We start from the raw sequence: 16261 nt of genomic DNA, 5'->3' as shown, positions 1-16261 counted from the left end.
AGCCACCGCCGAGGTCTTCCGTACCCTTGAAGCCGAGCCGGCTGGAGTTGTAGGCGGAATTGGTCATCAGGGTCTGGCTGGTCGTGAAGCTCGTGCCGAACGGGCCCTGGGCCTGGTTCCGGTAGCTGCTGACGCCGGTATCCACGATGCCGAACAGCGTGACGGTCGATTGAGCCGACGCCGTGCCGACGCCGATGCATGCGGCCAGAGGGATGGTCGCGGCCAGGAACTTGTTCATCGCCTATCTCCTTGAGGCTGCCAATGACCGAAGTCACCGTAGGTCGCGGAGATTACAGCAATGCGACGGCATCCGTGCTGCCATCCGCAAGACTTCCGGGTCCGGACCCTCCCTCAGCCTGCAGAAACCACCCCCAACGCCACCGAGGCCGCCCCCATGGCCCCCGTCGCCACCCACCCCAGCACCTTCCACTTCCGCGGCAGCACCATCTCGCCCATCACCCTTCGGCTCGACGCCGCGATCATCACGGCCGCCATCACCGGCACGGAGATGACGGCGTTGATCACGGCGGCCCAGTAGAGCGCCGAGATCGGGTTGATGCCCGACAGGCTGATCGCGACGCCGATCGCCATGGCGGCGGCGAGGATGCCGTAGAAGCTCCGGCCCTGCGCCAGCGTCAGGTCCAGGCCCTTGCGCACGCGGAAGTAGCTCGCCACCGCCTCCGCCGCCGAGCCGGCGAGCACGGGCAGCGCCAGCATGCCGGTGCCGATGATGCCGAGTGCGAAGAGCAGGAAGGCGGCATCGCCAGCAATCGGCCGCAACGCGGCGGCGGCCTGCGCGGTGGAGTCGATCTGGGTCTGGCCGTTCGCATGCAAGGTCGCGGCCGCAGCCGTGATGACGAAGAACGCGATCAGGTTCGAGAAGCCCATGCCCACTGCCGTGTCGATGCGCAGGCGGCGCAACTGGTGCCGTGCCTGCTCGGGGGCGACGCGCAGCGGATGGTCTTCGGGCACGCGCTTGATGTCCTGCACTTCCTGGGAGGCCTGCCAGAAGAAGAGGTACGGGCTGATGGTGGTCCCGAGGATGGCGACGACGGTGGTCACGTACTCCCGGCTCCACTGGAAGGAGGGCGCGAACACGCCGCGCATCGCGGCGCCCCAGTCCACATGGACCGCGAACACCACGCCCACATAGGCGAAGAGCGACAGCGTCAGCCACTTGAGCACGCGCACATAGCGCTCGTACGACATGAAGACCTGCAGCAGCAACGAGACGGTGCCGAAGCCCAGCGCGTACCAGGCCGCATGGCCGGGCAGCACCAGCGCGGCCGAGTCGCCCATGGCGCTCAGGTCGGCGCCGAGGTTGATGACGTTGGCGACCAGCAGCAGCAGCACGAGCGAGGCGACCATCCACCGCGGGCAGAAGCGTGCGAAGGTCTCGGTGAGGTTCTTGCCGGTGACACGCCCGATGCGGGCGCTGGCGAGCTGGATGCCCATCATCAGCGGATAGGTGATGAGCAGCGTCCATCCGACGCCATAGCCGAACTGCGCGCCGGCCTGCGAATAGGTGGCGATGCCGCTCGGATCGTCGTCCGCCGCGCCCGTGATGAGCCCCGGGCCGAGCTTGGACCACCAGCGCTCGCTGGTCTGCGGGTTCCCGTGGGGCGCGCTCGTCGAAGGGGTGCTCATGGACGGCTCCGCAAAGTGACTGGGTGGGAGTGCAGCCGGAGACGTTGCCGCGAGGACGCAAGGCGACAGATAGGTGCGGGCCCCGGCGCGCTGTGGGACGTCATCGAGTCTGCGCAATGGATGCGGCCTTGGACGACACGACGCGCCGCGGCGCCTGCCTACGGTGAAGCATCAACCCAGGAGCACCCCGATGACCTCACCCCAAGACCCGTCGAATGCCGATGCGGGCGACGTCGCCGTCCAGCATCGAAAGGTGCAGCGCGAGCAGGACGCCAAGGACCGCGCCGCCAAGCCCGAGGCCAGGAGCGACAAGCCGGTGCAGGCCGGCCACCGCCCCGAGCCGGAAAACCCGATGCCCGCGCAGCACCTGAAGAAGCCCGGCATCGAAGCCGAGATGGATCTGCAGCCCCGTTTCATGGCGCCGGGCTATCTCGGCAGCGGCAAGCTCAACGGCATGACGGCGCTGGTGACGGGCGGCGACTCGGGTATCGGCCGCGCCGTTGCCCTGCTCTACGCACGCGAAGGCGCGGAGGTGGCGATCGTCTACCTGAAGGAAGAGCAGGTCGATGCCGAGGAAACCAGGCGCTGCATCGAGGCCGAGGGCCAGCACTGCGTGCTGATTCCCGGCGACGTCCGCGATCCGGCGTTCTGCAAACAGGCGGTGCAGGAGACGCTGCAGGCTTTCGGCAAGCTGGATATTCTGGTCAACAACGCCGCCTTCCAGTTGCACGCGGCCTCGATCGAGGACATCACCGACGAGCGGCTCGACCTCACCCTGCGCACCAACGTGATCGGCTATTTCCAGATGGCGCGCGCGGCGGTGCCGCATCTTCCGAAGGGCGGTTCGATCATCAACACCGGCTCGGTGACGGGGCTGGAAGGCAGCGCGCAACTGCTCGACTACTCGACCACCAAGGGTGCGATCCACGCATTCACGAAGTCGCTGGCGAGCAATCTGCTGGACAAGGGCATTCGCGTGAACGCGGTGGCGCCCGGGCCTGTGTGGACGCCGCTGAACCCGGCCGATCGCTCCGGCGACGAGGTGAAGGACTTCGGCAAGCACACCGACATGAAGCGCCCGGCCCAGCCCGAGGAGCTGTCGCCGGCCTATGTGTTCCTGGCGGCGCCGTGCTGCGCAAGCTACATCACGGGCATCGTGCTGCCGATCACGGGGAGCGTGGGCGCGGTGTAGCGTGGGGCGGGGTCGGGATGCGATCCGTGCCGGCCTCTGCCTCTTTCGCCATCACCTTGGTTGCCGCGAGGGCCTTGGCGCCCGCGACCGAGCCGTGCTCGTTGGCGTACACCTTGGTGAACTCGGCCCCCAGCAGAAAGATCTGCGCGGCGTAGTAGACCCAGGCGAGCAGTACCACGAGCGAGCCTGCGGCAGCGAAGGATTCGGTGACTCCGCTCTTGCCGAGGTAGAGGCCGATCAGCAGCTTGCCTATCTCGAAGAGCACCGCCGTCACGCCAGCTCCGATCCACACATCGCGCCACTTGATCGAAGCGGTCGGCATGAGCTTGAAGATCATGGCGAAGAGCAGGGTGGTGATCGACAGCGACACCAGGATATTCAGCAACTGCAGCAGCAGTTCCCAGCCCGGGAGCATCCCGCCGGCCCAGGTGCCGAAGGCCGCGACACCGGCGCTGACGATGAGAGACACCATCAGCAGGAAAGCCAGCCCCAGGATCAGTCCGAAAGACAGCAGCCGCGCGCGCAGCACAGCCCACACGCCGGAGGGCTTGTCCTTCTCGGGAACGTGCCAGATGCGATCGAGCGCGCTCTGCAACTCGGCGAAGACCGTGGTGGCACCCACGATGAGCACGACGATGCTGACCACGCCCGCGATCAGCCCGCGCTCCGGCTCGCTCGCGCTGCGCACGAGCCCCTGCACCGCGATCGCGCCTTCGCGGCCGATGAGCCCCGTGAGCTGCGCGACGATCTCGCCCTGCACCGCCTCGCGCCCGAAGAGAGCGCCTGCGATCGCGATGACGATCACGAGCAGGGGCGCCAGGGAGAACATCGTGTAGTAGGAGATGGCCGCACCCATGCTCGGCGCCAGGTCGTCGACCCAGGCCATCACGGCCTTGCGGCAGAGGTCGAAGAGGTGCTTGGGCTTCATGGCGGCCGGGCGAAGTCGAGAACGCCAATGTCGCTCTCGCAGGCGCCGCTGCCATGCGCCAAGTTTGCAAGTTGAGGTAGGCGTTGGCCCACTCCGGCGAGCGGGTCACGCGCGCTGCGGTGCAGGCCGCGCCGCTTAGAACTTCCAGACCAGATTGGCCTTGACGCCGTAGTCGGTGAGCTCGCTGCCCATCTGGCCGACGCAGAAGAGTCCCAAAGGCAGGCCTCGCCGCAGCGCCGGTGCCAGTGTCGATGCGCCAGGTCAGCTCAGGACGCGGACCAGTTCGTCGAAAACCAGCCGCACTCGCGCGGGCACCGGCGAACGCTGCGACCGGTACACGTACATGGGCCAGGGCTCCGGCGCGTCGGCGTCGAGCACGGACACGAGTTCGCCCGACTTCAAGCCCGGTTCCGCCAGCGACGCGACCAGTTGCCCGAAGCCCAGGCCGGCCATCACGGCGGCGCATTCCGCATCGGTGTCGTCGGTGATGAAGGCCGCGGGCGGCATGGTCATGTGCCGCCCATTGCTGAAAAGCCAGGGCCACGGGCGGCCGGAGTTGCCGTCGATGAGCGCGGTGAGCGGCAGGGCGGCGAGCGCTTCCACGTCCGCCGGCACGCCCACGCGGGCGATCAGCGAAGACGCGGCCACCACCTTGAGCGGCACCTTGCCGACCGGCCGCGCGACGAAGCGGCTGTCGCGCAGAGGGCCGACCCGCACGCCGACGTCGATCTGCTGGTCGACCACGTCGGCAAGCTGCTCCGAGAGGCGCAGATCCAGCGTCAGCCCCGCGTGAGCGGCCAGCATCGGCGCCAGCGCCTGCGGAATGCGGCGTCGCCCGAGCACGCCGGGCGCGGTGACGCGCACGATGCCCGCGTGCTGCGAAAGCGCACGGCGATCAATGCGATGAAAAAGCTCGTCCACGCCGCCCACCGCCACCCGCGCGCGATCGGCGAGTTGCCGCCCGAAGTCGGTGAGCTGCACGCCGCGGGTGCTGCGGTGGAAGAGAGGTTCGCCCAGTTCCTCCTCCAGTTCGCGCACGGCTCGCGTCACGACCTGCGGCGAGACGGATAGCCGAATGGCGGCATCGCGGAAGTTGACGGCGTCGGCGGCGGTACAGAACACGCGGAGGGCTTCGAGACGGTTGGACATGCAAGGCTCGGTCGATGAAATGGGCGGTGAGTATTCCAGAATCCGGAATTCTGAACTCGCCACAGTTCCATTTACGGAAACGCCCTGATTTTCGACACTGAGGCCATCCCTTCAACCCATCCCCAAAGGAAACGTCATGACTGCAACCATCCAAGACAACATCGCCGGCAAGGTCGCCATCGTCACCGGCGCGAGCAGCGGGCTCGGCGAATCCACCGCGCGGCACCTGGCCGCACGGGGCGCCAAGGTCGTGCTCGCGACGCGCCGCACCGACCGGCTCGACCGGCTCGTCGCCGAGATCCGCGAGTCCGGCGGCGACGCCATCGCCGTGGCGACCGACGTATCGAAGCGCGCCGACCTCGAAAAGCTGGCCGCCTCTGCGATCGAGGCCTTCGGCCGCATCGACGTACTGGTCAACAACGCGGGCGTGATGCCGCTGTCGCCCATCGAAAAGCTCAAGGTCGACGAGTGGGACCGCACCATCGACGTCAACATCAAGGGCGTGCTCTACGGCATCGCGGCCGTGCTGCCGAGCATGACGGCGCAGGGCAGCGGGCACATCATCAATATCGCGTCGGTCGCCGGGCTGAAGGTGTTCACGCCCATCGGAACGGTCTACAGCGCGACCAAGTTCGCGGTGCGCGCGATCTCGGAAGGCTTGCGCGCGGAGATCGGCCACGGCATCCGCGTGACCATCGTGTCGCCGGGCGCAGTGGAGTCCGAGCTGCAACTGGGCAGCACCGATCCCGAAAGCGCCGCGGGCGTGAAGGCTTTCTACGACGCCAACCAGATCCCGGCCGACTCGGTGGCACGCGCGGTGGTCTACGCCGTGGAGCAGCCGGCGAACGTGGACATCAACGAGATCGTGCTGCGCCCGGTGACGCAGGACTTCTGAGCCGGCACCACCGCCGGCCTGCCGCGCAGGGGCTCCAGCGGCCGCCTTGCGCGGCATCGCGGAGCTTCCTTTATGCTGCGCGACGATATGAAGATCCAAAAAGACTCCGTCGTCACCCTGCGCTACAAGGTCGCCGACGCCACCACCCAGAAGCTGATCGAAGAGAGCCGCGACCCCATGGTCTATCTGCATGGCGGCTACGACAACACCTTCCCCAAGATCGAGGCAGCGCTCGACGGCAAGGAAACCGGCTTCCAGACGACGCTGAACCTGCAGCCGGAGGACGCCTTCGGCGCGCGCGACGAATCGCTCGTCCGCACCATCCCGAAGAGCGAGTTCCCGCCCGGCGTGAAGGTCGGCGGCCAACTCGAAGGCCGCAACGACCAGGGCGAGCCGCAGGTCTTCAACGTGATGAAGATCAAGGGCCCCCAGGTGATCCTCGACGGCAACCATCCGCTCGCGGGCAAGGCGCTGAAGTTCAGCGTCACCGTGACGGGCGTGCGTGCCGCGACCGAGGAAGAGATCGCCCACCGCCACGTCCACGGCGAGCACGGACACCATCACTGATCCGCTGGATCACTGAATGGCACGAAGCTCTTCCGCGAGCGCCGTCGCGTGCCCGAACTCCTTGTGCAGGGCGCGCTCGACCAGTGCAAGCCGCGCGAAGCTCTGGAGGTCGGCATCGGACGGACCTGGCCCCTGCCGTTGCAGTTGATTCCGGAACGCGAGAACGATCCGCTCGTGCGCCATCTCGCGCGCACGGCTCGCCGTCGCCGCGGCGGATTCCAGCGCGTTCACTTCCGCATCGAATGCAGCCACATCCATTGTTCGTCTCGATCCGGGTTGGACACGGCGGCGATTCTCAGGAGCGGCGCGGTGCGGGCCTTGTAGGCGATCGCCCTCCATCGAAGGCAGCCATGCCCTTCACGACCGGATCTGGCGTGCGCCAGCGTTGCGCCGGCAGGACGACAGCGTTCCACCTGCGGGCCTTTCGTGGCGGGCCGCCGGCCCCATATTGAGAAGACGCGCCCTGTCGCATCGAGCAGGGCAGCCCCAAAGGAAAGTCCCACCATGACCACCGCCAGCCCCATCGTCCAGATCAAAGCCCTCGGCTTCCCGTGGGAGACGATCGACCCGTTCCTGTTCTGCGCCTATCACGACGACGCCTACCCGCGCGCCAATGCGCAGATGGGGCCGGACGCTCCGCTGGCGGGCCGCGACCTGGGCCAGGATTTCAGCCGCCGGGACGGCTGGAGCATGTACCACGGCACCACCGTGCCGGGCTTTCCGGGGCATCCGCACCGCGGCTTCGAGACGGTGACCATCGTGCGCAAGGGCCTGATCGACCATTCCGACTCACTCGGGGCGGCGGCGCGCTTCGGCGGCGGCGACGTCCAGTGGCTCACCGCCGGCAAGGGCATCGTGCATTCGGAGATGTTCCCGCTGCTGGATGCGGGCGCGCCCAATCCGCTGGAGCTGTTCCAGATCTGGCTCAATCTGCCCGCGCGCAGCAAGATGGCGGAGCCGCATTTCACGATGTTCTGGTCGGAGGACATTCCGCGCTTCACCGCGACGGATGGCGCAGGCCGCAAGACGGAGGTCGCGAGCGTCGCGGGACGGATCGGTCCGGTGGACGGCGCGCCCGGCGAAGGCGGACCGCTGGCGCCGCCGCCGGATTCGTGGGCCTCGCAGCCTGACGCCGACCTCGCGATCTGGACGCTCCGGATGGAACCGGGCGCGCGCTGGACCTTGCCGGCAGCGACGGGCGAGGGCACGCGCCGCACCCTCTATTTCTTCAAGGGCCGCACGGTGTGCGTCGCGGGCCAGGTGGTGGACGGCCATGCGGCGATCGAACTGCGCGCCGGCGCCGCAGTGGAACTGATCAACGGCGACGAGGTGAGCGAGTTCCTCGTGCTCCAGGGCCGCCCGATCGGCGAGCCGGTGGCGCAGTACGGCCCCTTCGTGATGAACACGCAGGCCGAGATCGCGCAGACCATGGCCGACTACCGCCGCACCCAGTTCGGCGGCTGGCCCTGGCCCGACACGGCGCCGGTGCATGGGCGCGACGCGGCGCGCTTCGCGCGGCATCCGGGCGGGCGCGAGGAGAGGCCCGAGGGCGCGGCGGAACCGACAGGCGCCTGATCGGTTCAGGTGCAGCCCGCGGGCGGCTGGGCGAACCAGCGCCCGGCGGTGCCCTCGAACAGCCGAACCTGCGAGAAATAGAAATCCCACGCAAAGCCGATGTCTCGCATGTCGCCGGTCGACAGGGCTCGCAGGTTGAAATAGCCGCCAGCCACCGCGCGCCCCGCGCCGACGTGCGCGCCCGGTGCGGCGTTCACCGGGTTGCAGGCGGGGTGCGGCCAGGGCGGCGAGGTATCCATCGCGTGGCGCGAGAAGAACTCCCACACGATGTCCGGGTAGCTCGGGCCTTTCTGCAGCGCCCAGGGTCCGTCGCGACCGTCCTGCCCGCCGATCCAGTAGTGGCCGTGGTTGGTGTCGGTGGTGTTCGGCGTGTCGATGGGGCCGTCGAAGAACACCGTCTCCACCAGCGAGCGGCTGTCGGGCTGCGCGTCGCCTGTATAGAAAATCTGCTGGCATTCGTAGCTCGCGCTGAACACGGGCGTGCACGGGCGCTGCCGTGCCTGCGCCCGAGCCGGAGTGTTGTGCGCGGCGTCACCGTCAAGTTGCAGCTGCGCATCGCGAATATTGCGTCCCGCAGGCTGGATCACCGTGCAGTCCTTGTTGTTCTGCAACACCATGAGCGGGATGGGATACGTGTGGTTGCGCTCGGCACGCATCGCCGCCACCACCTGGCTCACCGCGTGAAAAGTGGCAGAGCCCGGGCAGCCCGAGAAAGACACGGACGCCGCATCCTCGCCGTAGGGCAGGCCCGAGGCGCTCGCCGCCGCGGCGAAATATTCGTTGTGGGTGACCGAGAGCACCACCGCCATCGCGCCGCCCGATGACAGCCCCGTCACGTAGCGCCGCTTCGGGTCGATGCCGAAACGCGACTCCACCTGCCTGCCGATCTGGTGCAGGTCCTCGGGCTCCCCACGGCCCTCGTGGCGGTGCTGGTCGAGCCAGAAGCCCCAGCAGTTGGTATTGCGCAGGCCGTCGTAGCTGGTGATGAAGGGCGCGACGAGGATGAAGCGGTAACGGTCGGCGGCGGCGACGAGGCCCCAGTCGCGCAGCACGTCGTCGTTTGTCTGCTGGCAGCCGTGCAGCACCATCACCATCGGCGCCGGGCCGCTGAGACCATCCGGCACGTAGACCTTGTACTGCCGGTCCCGGGAGCCCGGATAGCTCTGGGCCGACAGCGTGAACGCGCTCGTGCTGCCTGCCGACGCGGGCAGCACCGCCAGCAGGAGCAGGGCGACGGCAAGCCAGCGTGTCAGCAATCGGACCATGGCGCACCGTCCTTCGCGTTGGGAGCAAAGACCTTAGCGCGCTGCGGCGGCGGTCGCAAGACGGGTGGGCCTGCGGCCGAAGTGAGTCCTCCCCAATTCAGTCGAGCTTGACGTTGGCCTGCTTGATCACCGCTCCCCACATCGCGCGGTCGGCGTTGATGAAGGCGGTGAACTCGGCGGGCGTGTTGCAGCGCAGCTCGCCGCCGTACTGGCGCCATTTCTCGCCCAGTTCCTTCGATTCGCAGGCCTTCTTCATCGCAGCGCCGAGCTTGTCGATGATGGGTTGCGGCGTGCCCGCCGGCGCCAGCAGGCCCTGCCAGGCGATGGGCGCGTAGTCCGGCAGACCCGATTCGGCAAAGGTGGGCACGTCCGGAAAGCTCGGGTGGCGCGTCTTGCCGGTGATGGCGAGCAGTTTCAATTTGCCGGCGCGGATGTTCCCCGCCGCGGCAGGCAGGCCGTCGAACATGAGCTGCACCTGGCCTGCGATGAGGTCGGTGTAGGGGCTGTTGCTGTTGTAGGGCACGAGGTTGGTCTTCACGCCGGCGGCATTGTTGAACCACACGCCCGACAGGTGCGAATAGCTGCCGATGCCAGCGGTCGCGACCGTCACCGACTCCGGTTTGGCCTTGAGTTCGGCGACGAGCGCGCCGGCGTCCTTGGCAGGCAGCCCCGGATTCGCGATGAGCCCGGTATTGAGCACGCCCATCAGACTGATGGGCGCGAAGTCCTTCTCGGCATTGAAGGGCAGCCTGGCATAGAGGTGCGGCACGACCGACAGCGAACTGGTGGTGCCGATGTAGAGCGAGTAGCCGTCGGCCGGCGCCTTCGCGGCCGCCTCGGTGCCGATGATGTTCGACGCGCCCGGCCGGTTCTCGACGAAGAAGGACTGGCCGAACACCTTGGTGAGTTCCGCCGCGATCTCGCGCGCATCGGCGTCCGGCCCGCTGCCGGCCGGGAAGGGGGCAATGATTCGCACGGGCTTGGCCGGGTAGTCCTGCGCGTTCGCGGCGAAGGTCGCCAGGACCAGTGCGACGGACGCCAGCAGGCGCACGGAGGGAACTTGTCTCTCGCTCATCAATGTCTCCATGTATGTCTCCATGTGATAGCGCGTGCGGTTCGCACACGCCGCGATCATACGAAAACACAGCAAATTGTCAAAATACGATAATCACGATATTATTTCTCCCGCATCGACGCGGCAATCCCTTTCGCGTTATCGAGGAGAGACACTTGGCGATGACCCCTTCCACCCCGCCCGCGGCCGATGGCCTCGCGCTGCAGTTCAGTCACTTCGGCTTTTACGTTCGCGATCTGCCGCGAATGGCCGGCTTCTACAAGGAGGCGCTGCGCTTTACGCAGACCGACGCGGGCGATCTGGGCACGGTGCAGCTCGTCTTCCTGAGCCGCGACCCGGCGGAGCACCACCAGATCGTCCTGGCGACCGGCCGGCCGGCGGACATGTCCTTCAACGTGATCAACCAGATCTCGTTCCGCGTGCCCGACCTGACGACACTGCGGCGCTTCCATGAGCGGCTGGTGGCGCACGGCGCGCAGGACGTGCACCCGGTCACGCACGGCAACGCGATCTCCATCTACTGCCGCGACCCGGAGGGCAACCGGCTCGAACTCTTCGTCGACACGCCGTGGTACTGCGAGCAGCCGCTGCGCGAGCCGATCGACCTCGCCCAGCCGGACGAGGAGATCCTGGCGCGCGCCGAGGCCATCGCCAAGCGCCTGCCCCAGTTCATGACCCGCGCCGAGTGGCAGGCTGGCGTCGCGCGCCGCATGCAGGAAGACCAGCGTGGCTGAGCGCGAGGACACGCCGTCGTTCGACGTCGCGATCGTGGGCTACGGCCCGACCGGCGCGACCCTGGCGAATCTGCTCGGCAGCGCGGGACTCTCGGTGCTGGTGGTCGAGAAGGAGGCGGACGTCTACCCGATGCCGCGCGCCATCCATTTCGACGGCGAGGTGATGCGCATCTTCCAGAGCATCGGCCTGCGCGAAGAGGTGCTGGCGATTTCGCGGCCGGGCGCGCAGGGCATGCACTTCGTCAACGCCGCGGGCGAGACCATGCTGATCCGCGGCGGCACGGCGGCGCTGGGGCCGCACGGCTGCGCCAACAACTATTACTTCCACCAGCCCGAACTCGAGGCTCTGCTGCGCCGGGGCGCCGCGCGCTTCGCCAACGTGTCGGTGCGCCTGCGCCACGAGTTGACCGGCGTCGCGCAGGACGGCGATTGCGCCACCCTTTCGGTGCGCGATCTCGCGAGCGGCCGGTGCAGCGATTTCCGGGCCCGCTACGTCGTCGGCTGCGACGGCGCGCGTTCGCCAGTGCGCGCGAGCATGGGCGCGCCGATGGTGGACCTGGGCCTGCGCCAGCCCTGGCTGGTGTTCGACGTGGTGCTGGCGCACGAAGTCGACCTGCCCGACCACACCGTCCAGCACTGCGACCCGGCACGGCCCATGACCTATTGCAACGTGATCGGCGCGCGCCGCCGCTGGGAAATCATGGTGCTGCCCGACGACGACCGCGCAGCCCTGGTCGAGCCCGACAACCTGTGGCGCATGGTCTCGCGCTGGGTGAAGCCCGAGGAGGCCCGGCTGGAACGCGCGGTGATCTACACCTTCCACTCGGTCCTTGCCGAAGGCTGGCGCCAAGGCCGCCTGCTGCTGGCCGGCGATGCCTGCCACCAGACGCCGCCCTTCCTGGGCCAGGGCATGTGCGCCGGCATCCGCGACGCGGCCAACCTGGCCTGGAAGCTGGAAGCCGTGCTGCGCGGCCGCGCGCCCGACGGCTTGCTCGACACCTACGAAAGCGAACGGGCGCCGCATGTGCGCTCGCTGATCGAGCTGGCGGTGCGGCTGGGCAACCTGATCCAGACCACCGACCCGGCGCTCGCACGGGAGCGGGACGCGAAGTTTCGCGCGGGCCAGCCCGAGATCTTCGAGCTGCCCGCGCAACTGCTGGGCCACGGCGCCTTCGACGGCCAGCAGGGCGCGCCGGCGGGCCGGCCCTTTCCGCAGCCACGGCTGGCGGACGGCCGCCTGCTCGACGAGCTGCTGGGCCGGCGCATGGCGGTGATCGGGCGCAACGGCACGATCTCGGGCGTATCGGCCTCCACGGCCGATCGCTGGCGGCGCGCCGGGGCCATCGTGATCGACCGGCCCGATGCAGGCCTCGCCGAATGGCTGGACGCCCACCATGCCGATGCGGTGGTGCTGCGCCCCGACCGATATATCGTCGGGGTCGCGCGCACGGCCGGGGATCTGGAACGCATCTCGCAGCACATGCCGGTCGCGCCATGAACCAAAGAGGAAGGAATCGGCGTGTCGGAAAAATCAATGTCCAGCCTGGGACGCATGCTGGGCGTGCTCGACCTGTTCGACGACACGCGGCTCACGCGCACGGCGGAGGACATCGCGGCGGCCATGGAGGTCTCGCTGCCCACGGGCTACCGCTACGTGCGCACGCTGCTGGAGGCGGGCCTGCTGCAGCGGGTGGAGAACTCGCACTACACGTTGGGGCCGCGCATCATCCTGCTCGACCACTACATCCGCAAGGCCGATCCGGTGCTGCGCGAGGGCATTCCCGTGATGCGCGAGCTGGTGGAGAAGACGGGCTTCGACTGCGTCACCTCCGGGCTCTTCGGCACACAAGTGCTCGACACGCACCGCGAGATGGGCGGCGCGCCGGCGACCCTGGCCTACGGTCGCGGCCGCCCGAGGCCGCTGTTCCAGGGCGGGGCACCGAAGGTGCTGCTGGCGAGCTTCACGCCCGTGCAGTTGCGCAAGGTGTTCGATGCGCGGCACGACGAAATCGTGCGCTGCGGCCTGCCGGCCGAGTGGAGCGAGTTCCGAAAGTACTTCGCAGGCATCCGCAAGGCGGGCCACTACGTATCGGTGGGCGAACTGGAGCCGCAACTGGCGGCCGTCGCGGCGCCGATCCTCAAGAGCGACGGCAGCGCGTGGGCGGCGCTGTCGCTCGTGCTCGACACCTCGCGGCTCGCGATCGTCGACATCCGCAAGCTGGTCCAACTCGTCACCGAGGGCGCTGCCCGGATCGGAGGACGGCTGGCCTGACCGATTTCATTCCACCACTCCACTTCACAGGCACACCATGAAGCTCATCAGCTACCAATACAACGGCCAGGACGGCTACGGCGCCGTGCAGGGCGACCGCGTGGTCGAACTGCACAGCGTGTTCGGCGCCCGCGCGCCCGATCTCAAGGCCCTGATCGCCGCCGGCCTGCTGGCCGAAGCCGCGAGCGCCGCCCAGGCCGCGAAGGCGACCGTGCCATTGAGCGAGGTGCGCCTGCTGCCCGTGATCCCGAACCCCGGGAAGATCGTCTGCGTGGGCCTCAACTACGGCGAGCACGTGCGCGAGACGGGCCGCGAGATCACCGAGAAGCCGACGCTCTTCCTGCGCGTCGCCGAATCGCAGGTGGCGCACGGCGAGGACATCGTGCTGCCGCCGGAGTCGTCGCGGCTGGACTACGAGGGCGAGATCGCCGTCGTCATCGGCCAGGGCGGCCGCCGCATCGCGGAGGCCGATGCGTGGAAGCACATCGCGGGCTACGCCTGCTACAACGACGGCAGCATCCGCGACTGGCAGAGCGCCACGCCCCAATGGACCGCCGGCAAGAACTTCTGGCGCACCGGCGGCTTCGGCCCGTGGATGGTCACGCGCGACGAGATCCTGGACAACCAGGTGATGACACTGGTCACGCGCCTGAACGGCCAGGAGATGCAGCGCACGACGACGGACAAGCTGATCCACAGCATCCCGCGCCAGATCGCGCACATCTCCGCCTTCATGCCCCTTGCGCCCGGCGACGTGATCGTGACCGGCACGCCGGGCGGCGTCGGCGCCAAGCGCACGCCGCCGGTGTGGATGAAGGCCGGCGACGTGGTGGAAGTGGAAGTGGACGCCATCGGCGTGCTGCGCAACGGCGTGCGGGCCGAATAGCACCCCGCCGCTCAGCGCTCGCGGCGCTGCGCTGCCACTTCGCGAATCAGGTTCCACACGCGCTGCGCCAGCGGCGACGGCGCGCGGTTGCGCCGGTGCACCAGCATGATCGTCCGCTGCACCTTGGGCAGCAGCGGTCGCACGACCAGCGCCTGCAGCCCCGCCGGCGGCATCGCGAGCGCGGGCATGACGCTGATGCCGATGCCCTGCTCGACCATGCGGAACACCGTCGCCGGATGGCCGACCTGCTGCCGCACCTCGCCATGCGCGCCGTGCTGCGCGAGTGCTTCGTCGATCAGGCGCCGGCTGCCGGACGCATGGTCGAGCAGCACCAGGGGCTCGCCGTCGAGCGCCGACCAGGCCACCGTGCGCCTGCCGGCCAGCCGGTGATCGGGCGGCATCACGAGGCAGAAGGGATCGTCGAGGATGGCCTCGCCGTGCAAGTCGTCGGTGGCAGGCGGCTCGACCAGCACGCCGAAATCGACCTCGCCGGCACGAACGCTGTCGAGCGCGGTCTGCTGCATGCGGTCGAGCAGCAGGAAGTCGATGTCCGGATCGCGCCGCGCGCACTCGGCGATGCAGGCCGGGATGAGGTTGGCCGACAGCGTCGGGCTGCTGGCCACGCGGACCTTGCCGCGCCGCGCGCCGGCCATGCCGTGGATTTCAGCCAGCGTCTGGTCGAGATCGTCGAGCACCCGGTCGAGGCGCATCGCGAGCGACTGGCCCGCATCGGTGAGCACGACTTCGCGCGTCGTGCGGTCCAGCAGCTTCAGGCCCAACTGCGATTCGAGTTCGACGATAGACCGGCTCACGGCGGGCTGGGTGAGGCCGATCTGGTCGCCCGCCCGGCTGAAATTGCGGGTCTCGGCGACGGCCTGGAAGACGCGAAGCTGGCGCAGGGTGACGTTCATGCGCCGGAATCATAAAACTATCAAATAAATCCATTTCTCTTTTGAATGACGGCGCGCTCCAATCGGGCCATGTCTCGCTCACGCTATCTCCCCGACAACTTCACCCTGTCACTTGTCGCCGTGGTGGCCTTGGCCAGCCTGTGGCCGGCCAGCGGCGGCACCGCGCATTTCTTCGAGCAGCTCACCATGGTCGCCATCGGCCTGCTGTTCTTCCTGCACGGCGCCAAGCTCTCGCGCGAGGCGATCCTCGGCGGCATCACGCACTGGCGGCTGCACCTGCTGGTGTTCGCCAGCACCTTCGTCCTGTTCCCCTTGCTCGGCCTGCTGCTCAAGCCTGTGCTGACGCCGCTGGTCACGCCCGAGCTGTACACCGGCGTGCTCTTCCTGTGCGTGCTGCCCGCGACGGTCCAATCGGCCATCGCCTTCACCTCGATCGCCCGCGGCAACATCCCCGCGGCGGTATGCAGCGCGTCGGCCTCCACGCTGCTCGGCGTCTTCGTGACGCCGCTGCTGGTCAGCCTGCTCGTGGTGAAGCACGGCGATGCGGGTGCGTCGCTCGGCGCGATCGGCCGGATCCTGCTGCAACTGATGGCGCCCTTCGTCGCCGGCCACCTGCTGCGGCCGTGGATCGGCGGATGGGTCAAGCGCCGCGCCTCGGTGCTGACGCTGGTCGATCGCGGGTCCATCCTGCTGGTGGTCTACACCGCCTTCAGCGCAGCGGTGATCGAGGGCCTGTGGAAGGAGATCCCGCCCTCCGCGCTGGCGGGCCTGCTGGCCGTGTGCGCGATCCTGCTCGCCCTGATGCTGGTCGTCACCACCTGGGCCGGCCGCAGCCTCGGCTTCGACAAGGCCGACGGCATCACGATCGTGTTCTGCGGCTCCAAGAAAAGCCTGGCGAGCGGCATTCCCATGGCAAAGGTTCTCTTCGCCTCGCACGCAGTCGGCGCGATCGTGATGCCCTTGATGCTGTTCCACCAGATGCAACTGATGGTCTGCGCCGTGCTGGCGCAACGCTACGCCCTCCGCCAAGCAAAGACCGAATCCTCAATCCCCGCCTGATCGGCCACCACCGCGAACCTCTTTGCCGACCGCCGATGTTGCCCCCGCCATGGAGTGGCGGCGAGTCCAGAAACACCGCGGCCGGCTTAGCCGGGCCGCCGGTGTT

The 16261-nt window shown here is 68.4% G+C and carries 17 protein-coding genes; 9 read left to right on the top strand and 8 right to left on the bottom strand.

What is annotated here, in order from left to right; genetic code table 11:
• Nucleotides 1–238, bottom strand: a 238-nt coding sequence (locus QTH97_RS21745) for a porin (RefSeq protein WP_286570535.1), incomplete at its 3' end; no start/stop codon positions are given.
• 113 nt (nucleotides 239–351) lie between these two features.
• The gene (locus QTH97_RS21740; protein WP_286570534.1) at nucleotides 352–1647 is read right to left on the bottom strand and encodes an Nramp family divalent metal transporter; all 1296 of its coding nucleotides are present in this window, start codon (nucleotides 1645–1647) and stop codon (nucleotides 352–354) included.
• A gap of 190 nt (nucleotides 1648–1837) precedes the next feature.
• Here QTH97_RS21740 and QTH97_RS21735 point away from each other — a divergent pair, with 190 nt between their 5' ends.
• The gene (locus QTH97_RS21735) at nucleotides 1838–2839 is read left to right on the top strand and encodes an SDR family oxidoreductase (protein ID WP_286570533.1); all 1002 of its coding nucleotides are present in this window, start codon (nucleotides 1838–1840) and stop codon (nucleotides 2837–2839) included.
• On the opposite strand, the gene QTH97_RS21730 is transcribed toward QTH97_RS21735, so the two are convergent.
• Together QTH97_RS21730 and QTH97_RS21725 are read right to left on the bottom strand one after the other, a co-directional pair.
• Entirely contained in the window at nucleotides 2814–3767 is a 954-nt protein-coding gene (locus tag QTH97_RS21730) for a YihY/virulence factor BrkB family protein (RefSeq protein ID WP_286570532.1), read from the bottom strand. The genes QTH97_RS21735 and QTH97_RS21730 overlap by 26 nt on opposite strands.
• A gap of 261 nt (nucleotides 3768–4028) precedes the next feature.
• Nucleotides 4029–4916, bottom strand: a complete 888-nt coding sequence (locus tag QTH97_RS21725) for a LysR family transcriptional regulator (protein WP_286570531.1) — start codon at nucleotides 4914–4916, stop codon at nucleotides 4029–4031.
• Nucleotides 4917–5052: 136 nt separating this feature from the next.
• Between QTH97_RS21725 and QTH97_RS21720 the strand changes: the two genes are divergently transcribed.
• The gene (locus QTH97_RS21720; RefSeq protein ID WP_286570530.1) at nucleotides 5053–5811 is read left to right on the top strand and encodes an SDR family oxidoreductase; all 759 of its coding nucleotides are present in this window, start codon (nucleotides 5053–5055) and stop codon (nucleotides 5809–5811) included.
• 87 nt (nucleotides 5812–5898) lie between these two features.
• Nucleotides 5899–6378 (top strand): FKBP-type peptidyl-prolyl cis-trans isomerase, encoded by a 480-nt coding sequence (locus QTH97_RS21715; protein ID WP_286570546.1) that lies wholly within the window; start codon nucleotides 5899–5901, stop codon nucleotides 6376–6378.
• Nucleotides 6379–6387: 9 nt separating this feature from the next.
• On the opposite strand, the gene QTH97_RS21710 is transcribed toward QTH97_RS21715, so the two are convergent.
• Nucleotides 6388–6609, bottom strand: coding sequence for a hypothetical protein (locus QTH97_RS21710; protein WP_286570529.1), 222 nt, complete (start codon nucleotides 6607–6609; stop codon nucleotides 6388–6390).
• A 273-nt stretch (nucleotides 6610–6882) separates the two neighbouring features.
• On the opposite strand from QTH97_RS21710, the gene QTH97_RS21705 reads away from it, so the two are divergent.
• A complete protein-coding gene (locus QTH97_RS21705; protein ID WP_286570528.1) occupies nucleotides 6883–7953 on the top strand; it encodes a pirin family protein in 1071 nt (356 codons plus the stop codon).
• 5 nt (nucleotides 7954–7958) lie between these two features.
• Here QTH97_RS21705 and QTH97_RS21700 read toward each other — a convergent pair whose 3' ends face one another.
• Nucleotides 7959–9218 carry an extracellular catalytic domain type 1 short-chain-length polyhydroxyalkanoate depolymerase gene (locus QTH97_RS21700; RefSeq protein WP_286570527.1) on the bottom strand — a complete coding sequence of 420 codons (1260 nt, stop codon included), beginning with the start codon at nucleotides 9216–9218 and terminating at the stop codon, nucleotides 7959–7961.
• A gap of 97 nt (nucleotides 9219–9315) precedes the next feature.
• A complete protein-coding gene (locus QTH97_RS21695) occupies nucleotides 9316–10293 on the bottom strand; it encodes a Bug family tripartite tricarboxylate transporter substrate binding protein (protein WP_286570526.1) in 978 nt (325 codons plus the stop codon).
• A gap of 161 nt (nucleotides 10294–10454) precedes the next feature.
• On the opposite strand from QTH97_RS21695, the gene QTH97_RS21690 reads away from it, so the two are divergent.
• Genes QTH97_RS21690 through QTH97_RS21675 form a run of 4 tightly spaced genes read left to right on the top strand, consistent with a single transcriptional unit; the run spans nucleotide 10455 to nucleotide 14185 of the window.
• A complete protein-coding gene (locus QTH97_RS21690; RefSeq protein WP_286570525.1) occupies nucleotides 10455–11027 on the top strand; it encodes a VOC family protein in 573 nt (190 codons plus the stop codon).
• A complete protein-coding gene (mhpA, locus tag QTH97_RS21685) occupies nucleotides 11020–12525 on the top strand; it encodes a bifunctional 3-(3-hydroxy-phenyl)propionate/3-hydroxycinnamic acid hydroxylase MhpA (protein WP_286570524.1) in 1506 nt (501 codons plus the stop codon). The genes QTH97_RS21690 and mhpA overlap by 8 nt, the downstream gene beginning before the upstream one ends.
• Nucleotides 12526–12561: 36 nt before the next feature.
• On the top strand, nucleotides 12562–13299 hold the full coding sequence (locus tag QTH97_RS21680; RefSeq protein ID WP_286570523.1) for an IclR family transcriptional regulator: 738 nt from the start codon (nucleotides 12562–12564) through the stop codon (nucleotides 13297–13299).
• Nucleotides 13300–13336: 37 nt separating this feature from the next.
• Complete coding sequence (locus QTH97_RS21675) at nucleotides 13337–14185, top strand: fumarylacetoacetate hydrolase family protein (protein WP_286570522.1); 849 nt, start codon at nucleotides 13337–13339, stop codon at nucleotides 14183–14185.
• A gap of 11 nt (nucleotides 14186–14196) precedes the next feature.
• On the opposite strand, the gene QTH97_RS21670 is transcribed toward QTH97_RS21675, so the two are convergent.
• Complete coding sequence (locus QTH97_RS21670; protein ID WP_286570521.1) at nucleotides 14197–15096, bottom strand: LysR family transcriptional regulator; 900 nt, start codon at nucleotides 15094–15096, stop codon at nucleotides 14197–14199.
• Nucleotides 15097–15165: 69 nt separating this feature from the next.
• On the opposite strand from QTH97_RS21670, the gene QTH97_RS21665 reads away from it, so the two are divergent.
• Nucleotides 15166–16155 carry a bile acid:sodium symporter family protein gene (locus tag QTH97_RS21665; protein WP_286570520.1) on the top strand — a complete coding sequence of 330 codons (990 nt, stop codon included), beginning with the start codon at nucleotides 15166–15168 and terminating at the stop codon, nucleotides 16153–16155.
• The last annotated feature ends 106 nt before the right edge of the window (nucleotides 16156–16261 follow it).

Origin of the sequence: Variovorax gracilis, assembly GCF_030317115.1 — a bacterium.
Lineage (GTDB): Bacteria > Pseudomonadota > Gammaproteobacteria > Burkholderiales > Burkholderiaceae_C > Variovorax > Variovorax gracilis.
Note: the sequence above shows the minus strand (reverse complement) of the source record. Positions and strands in the feature narration are given on the sequence as shown.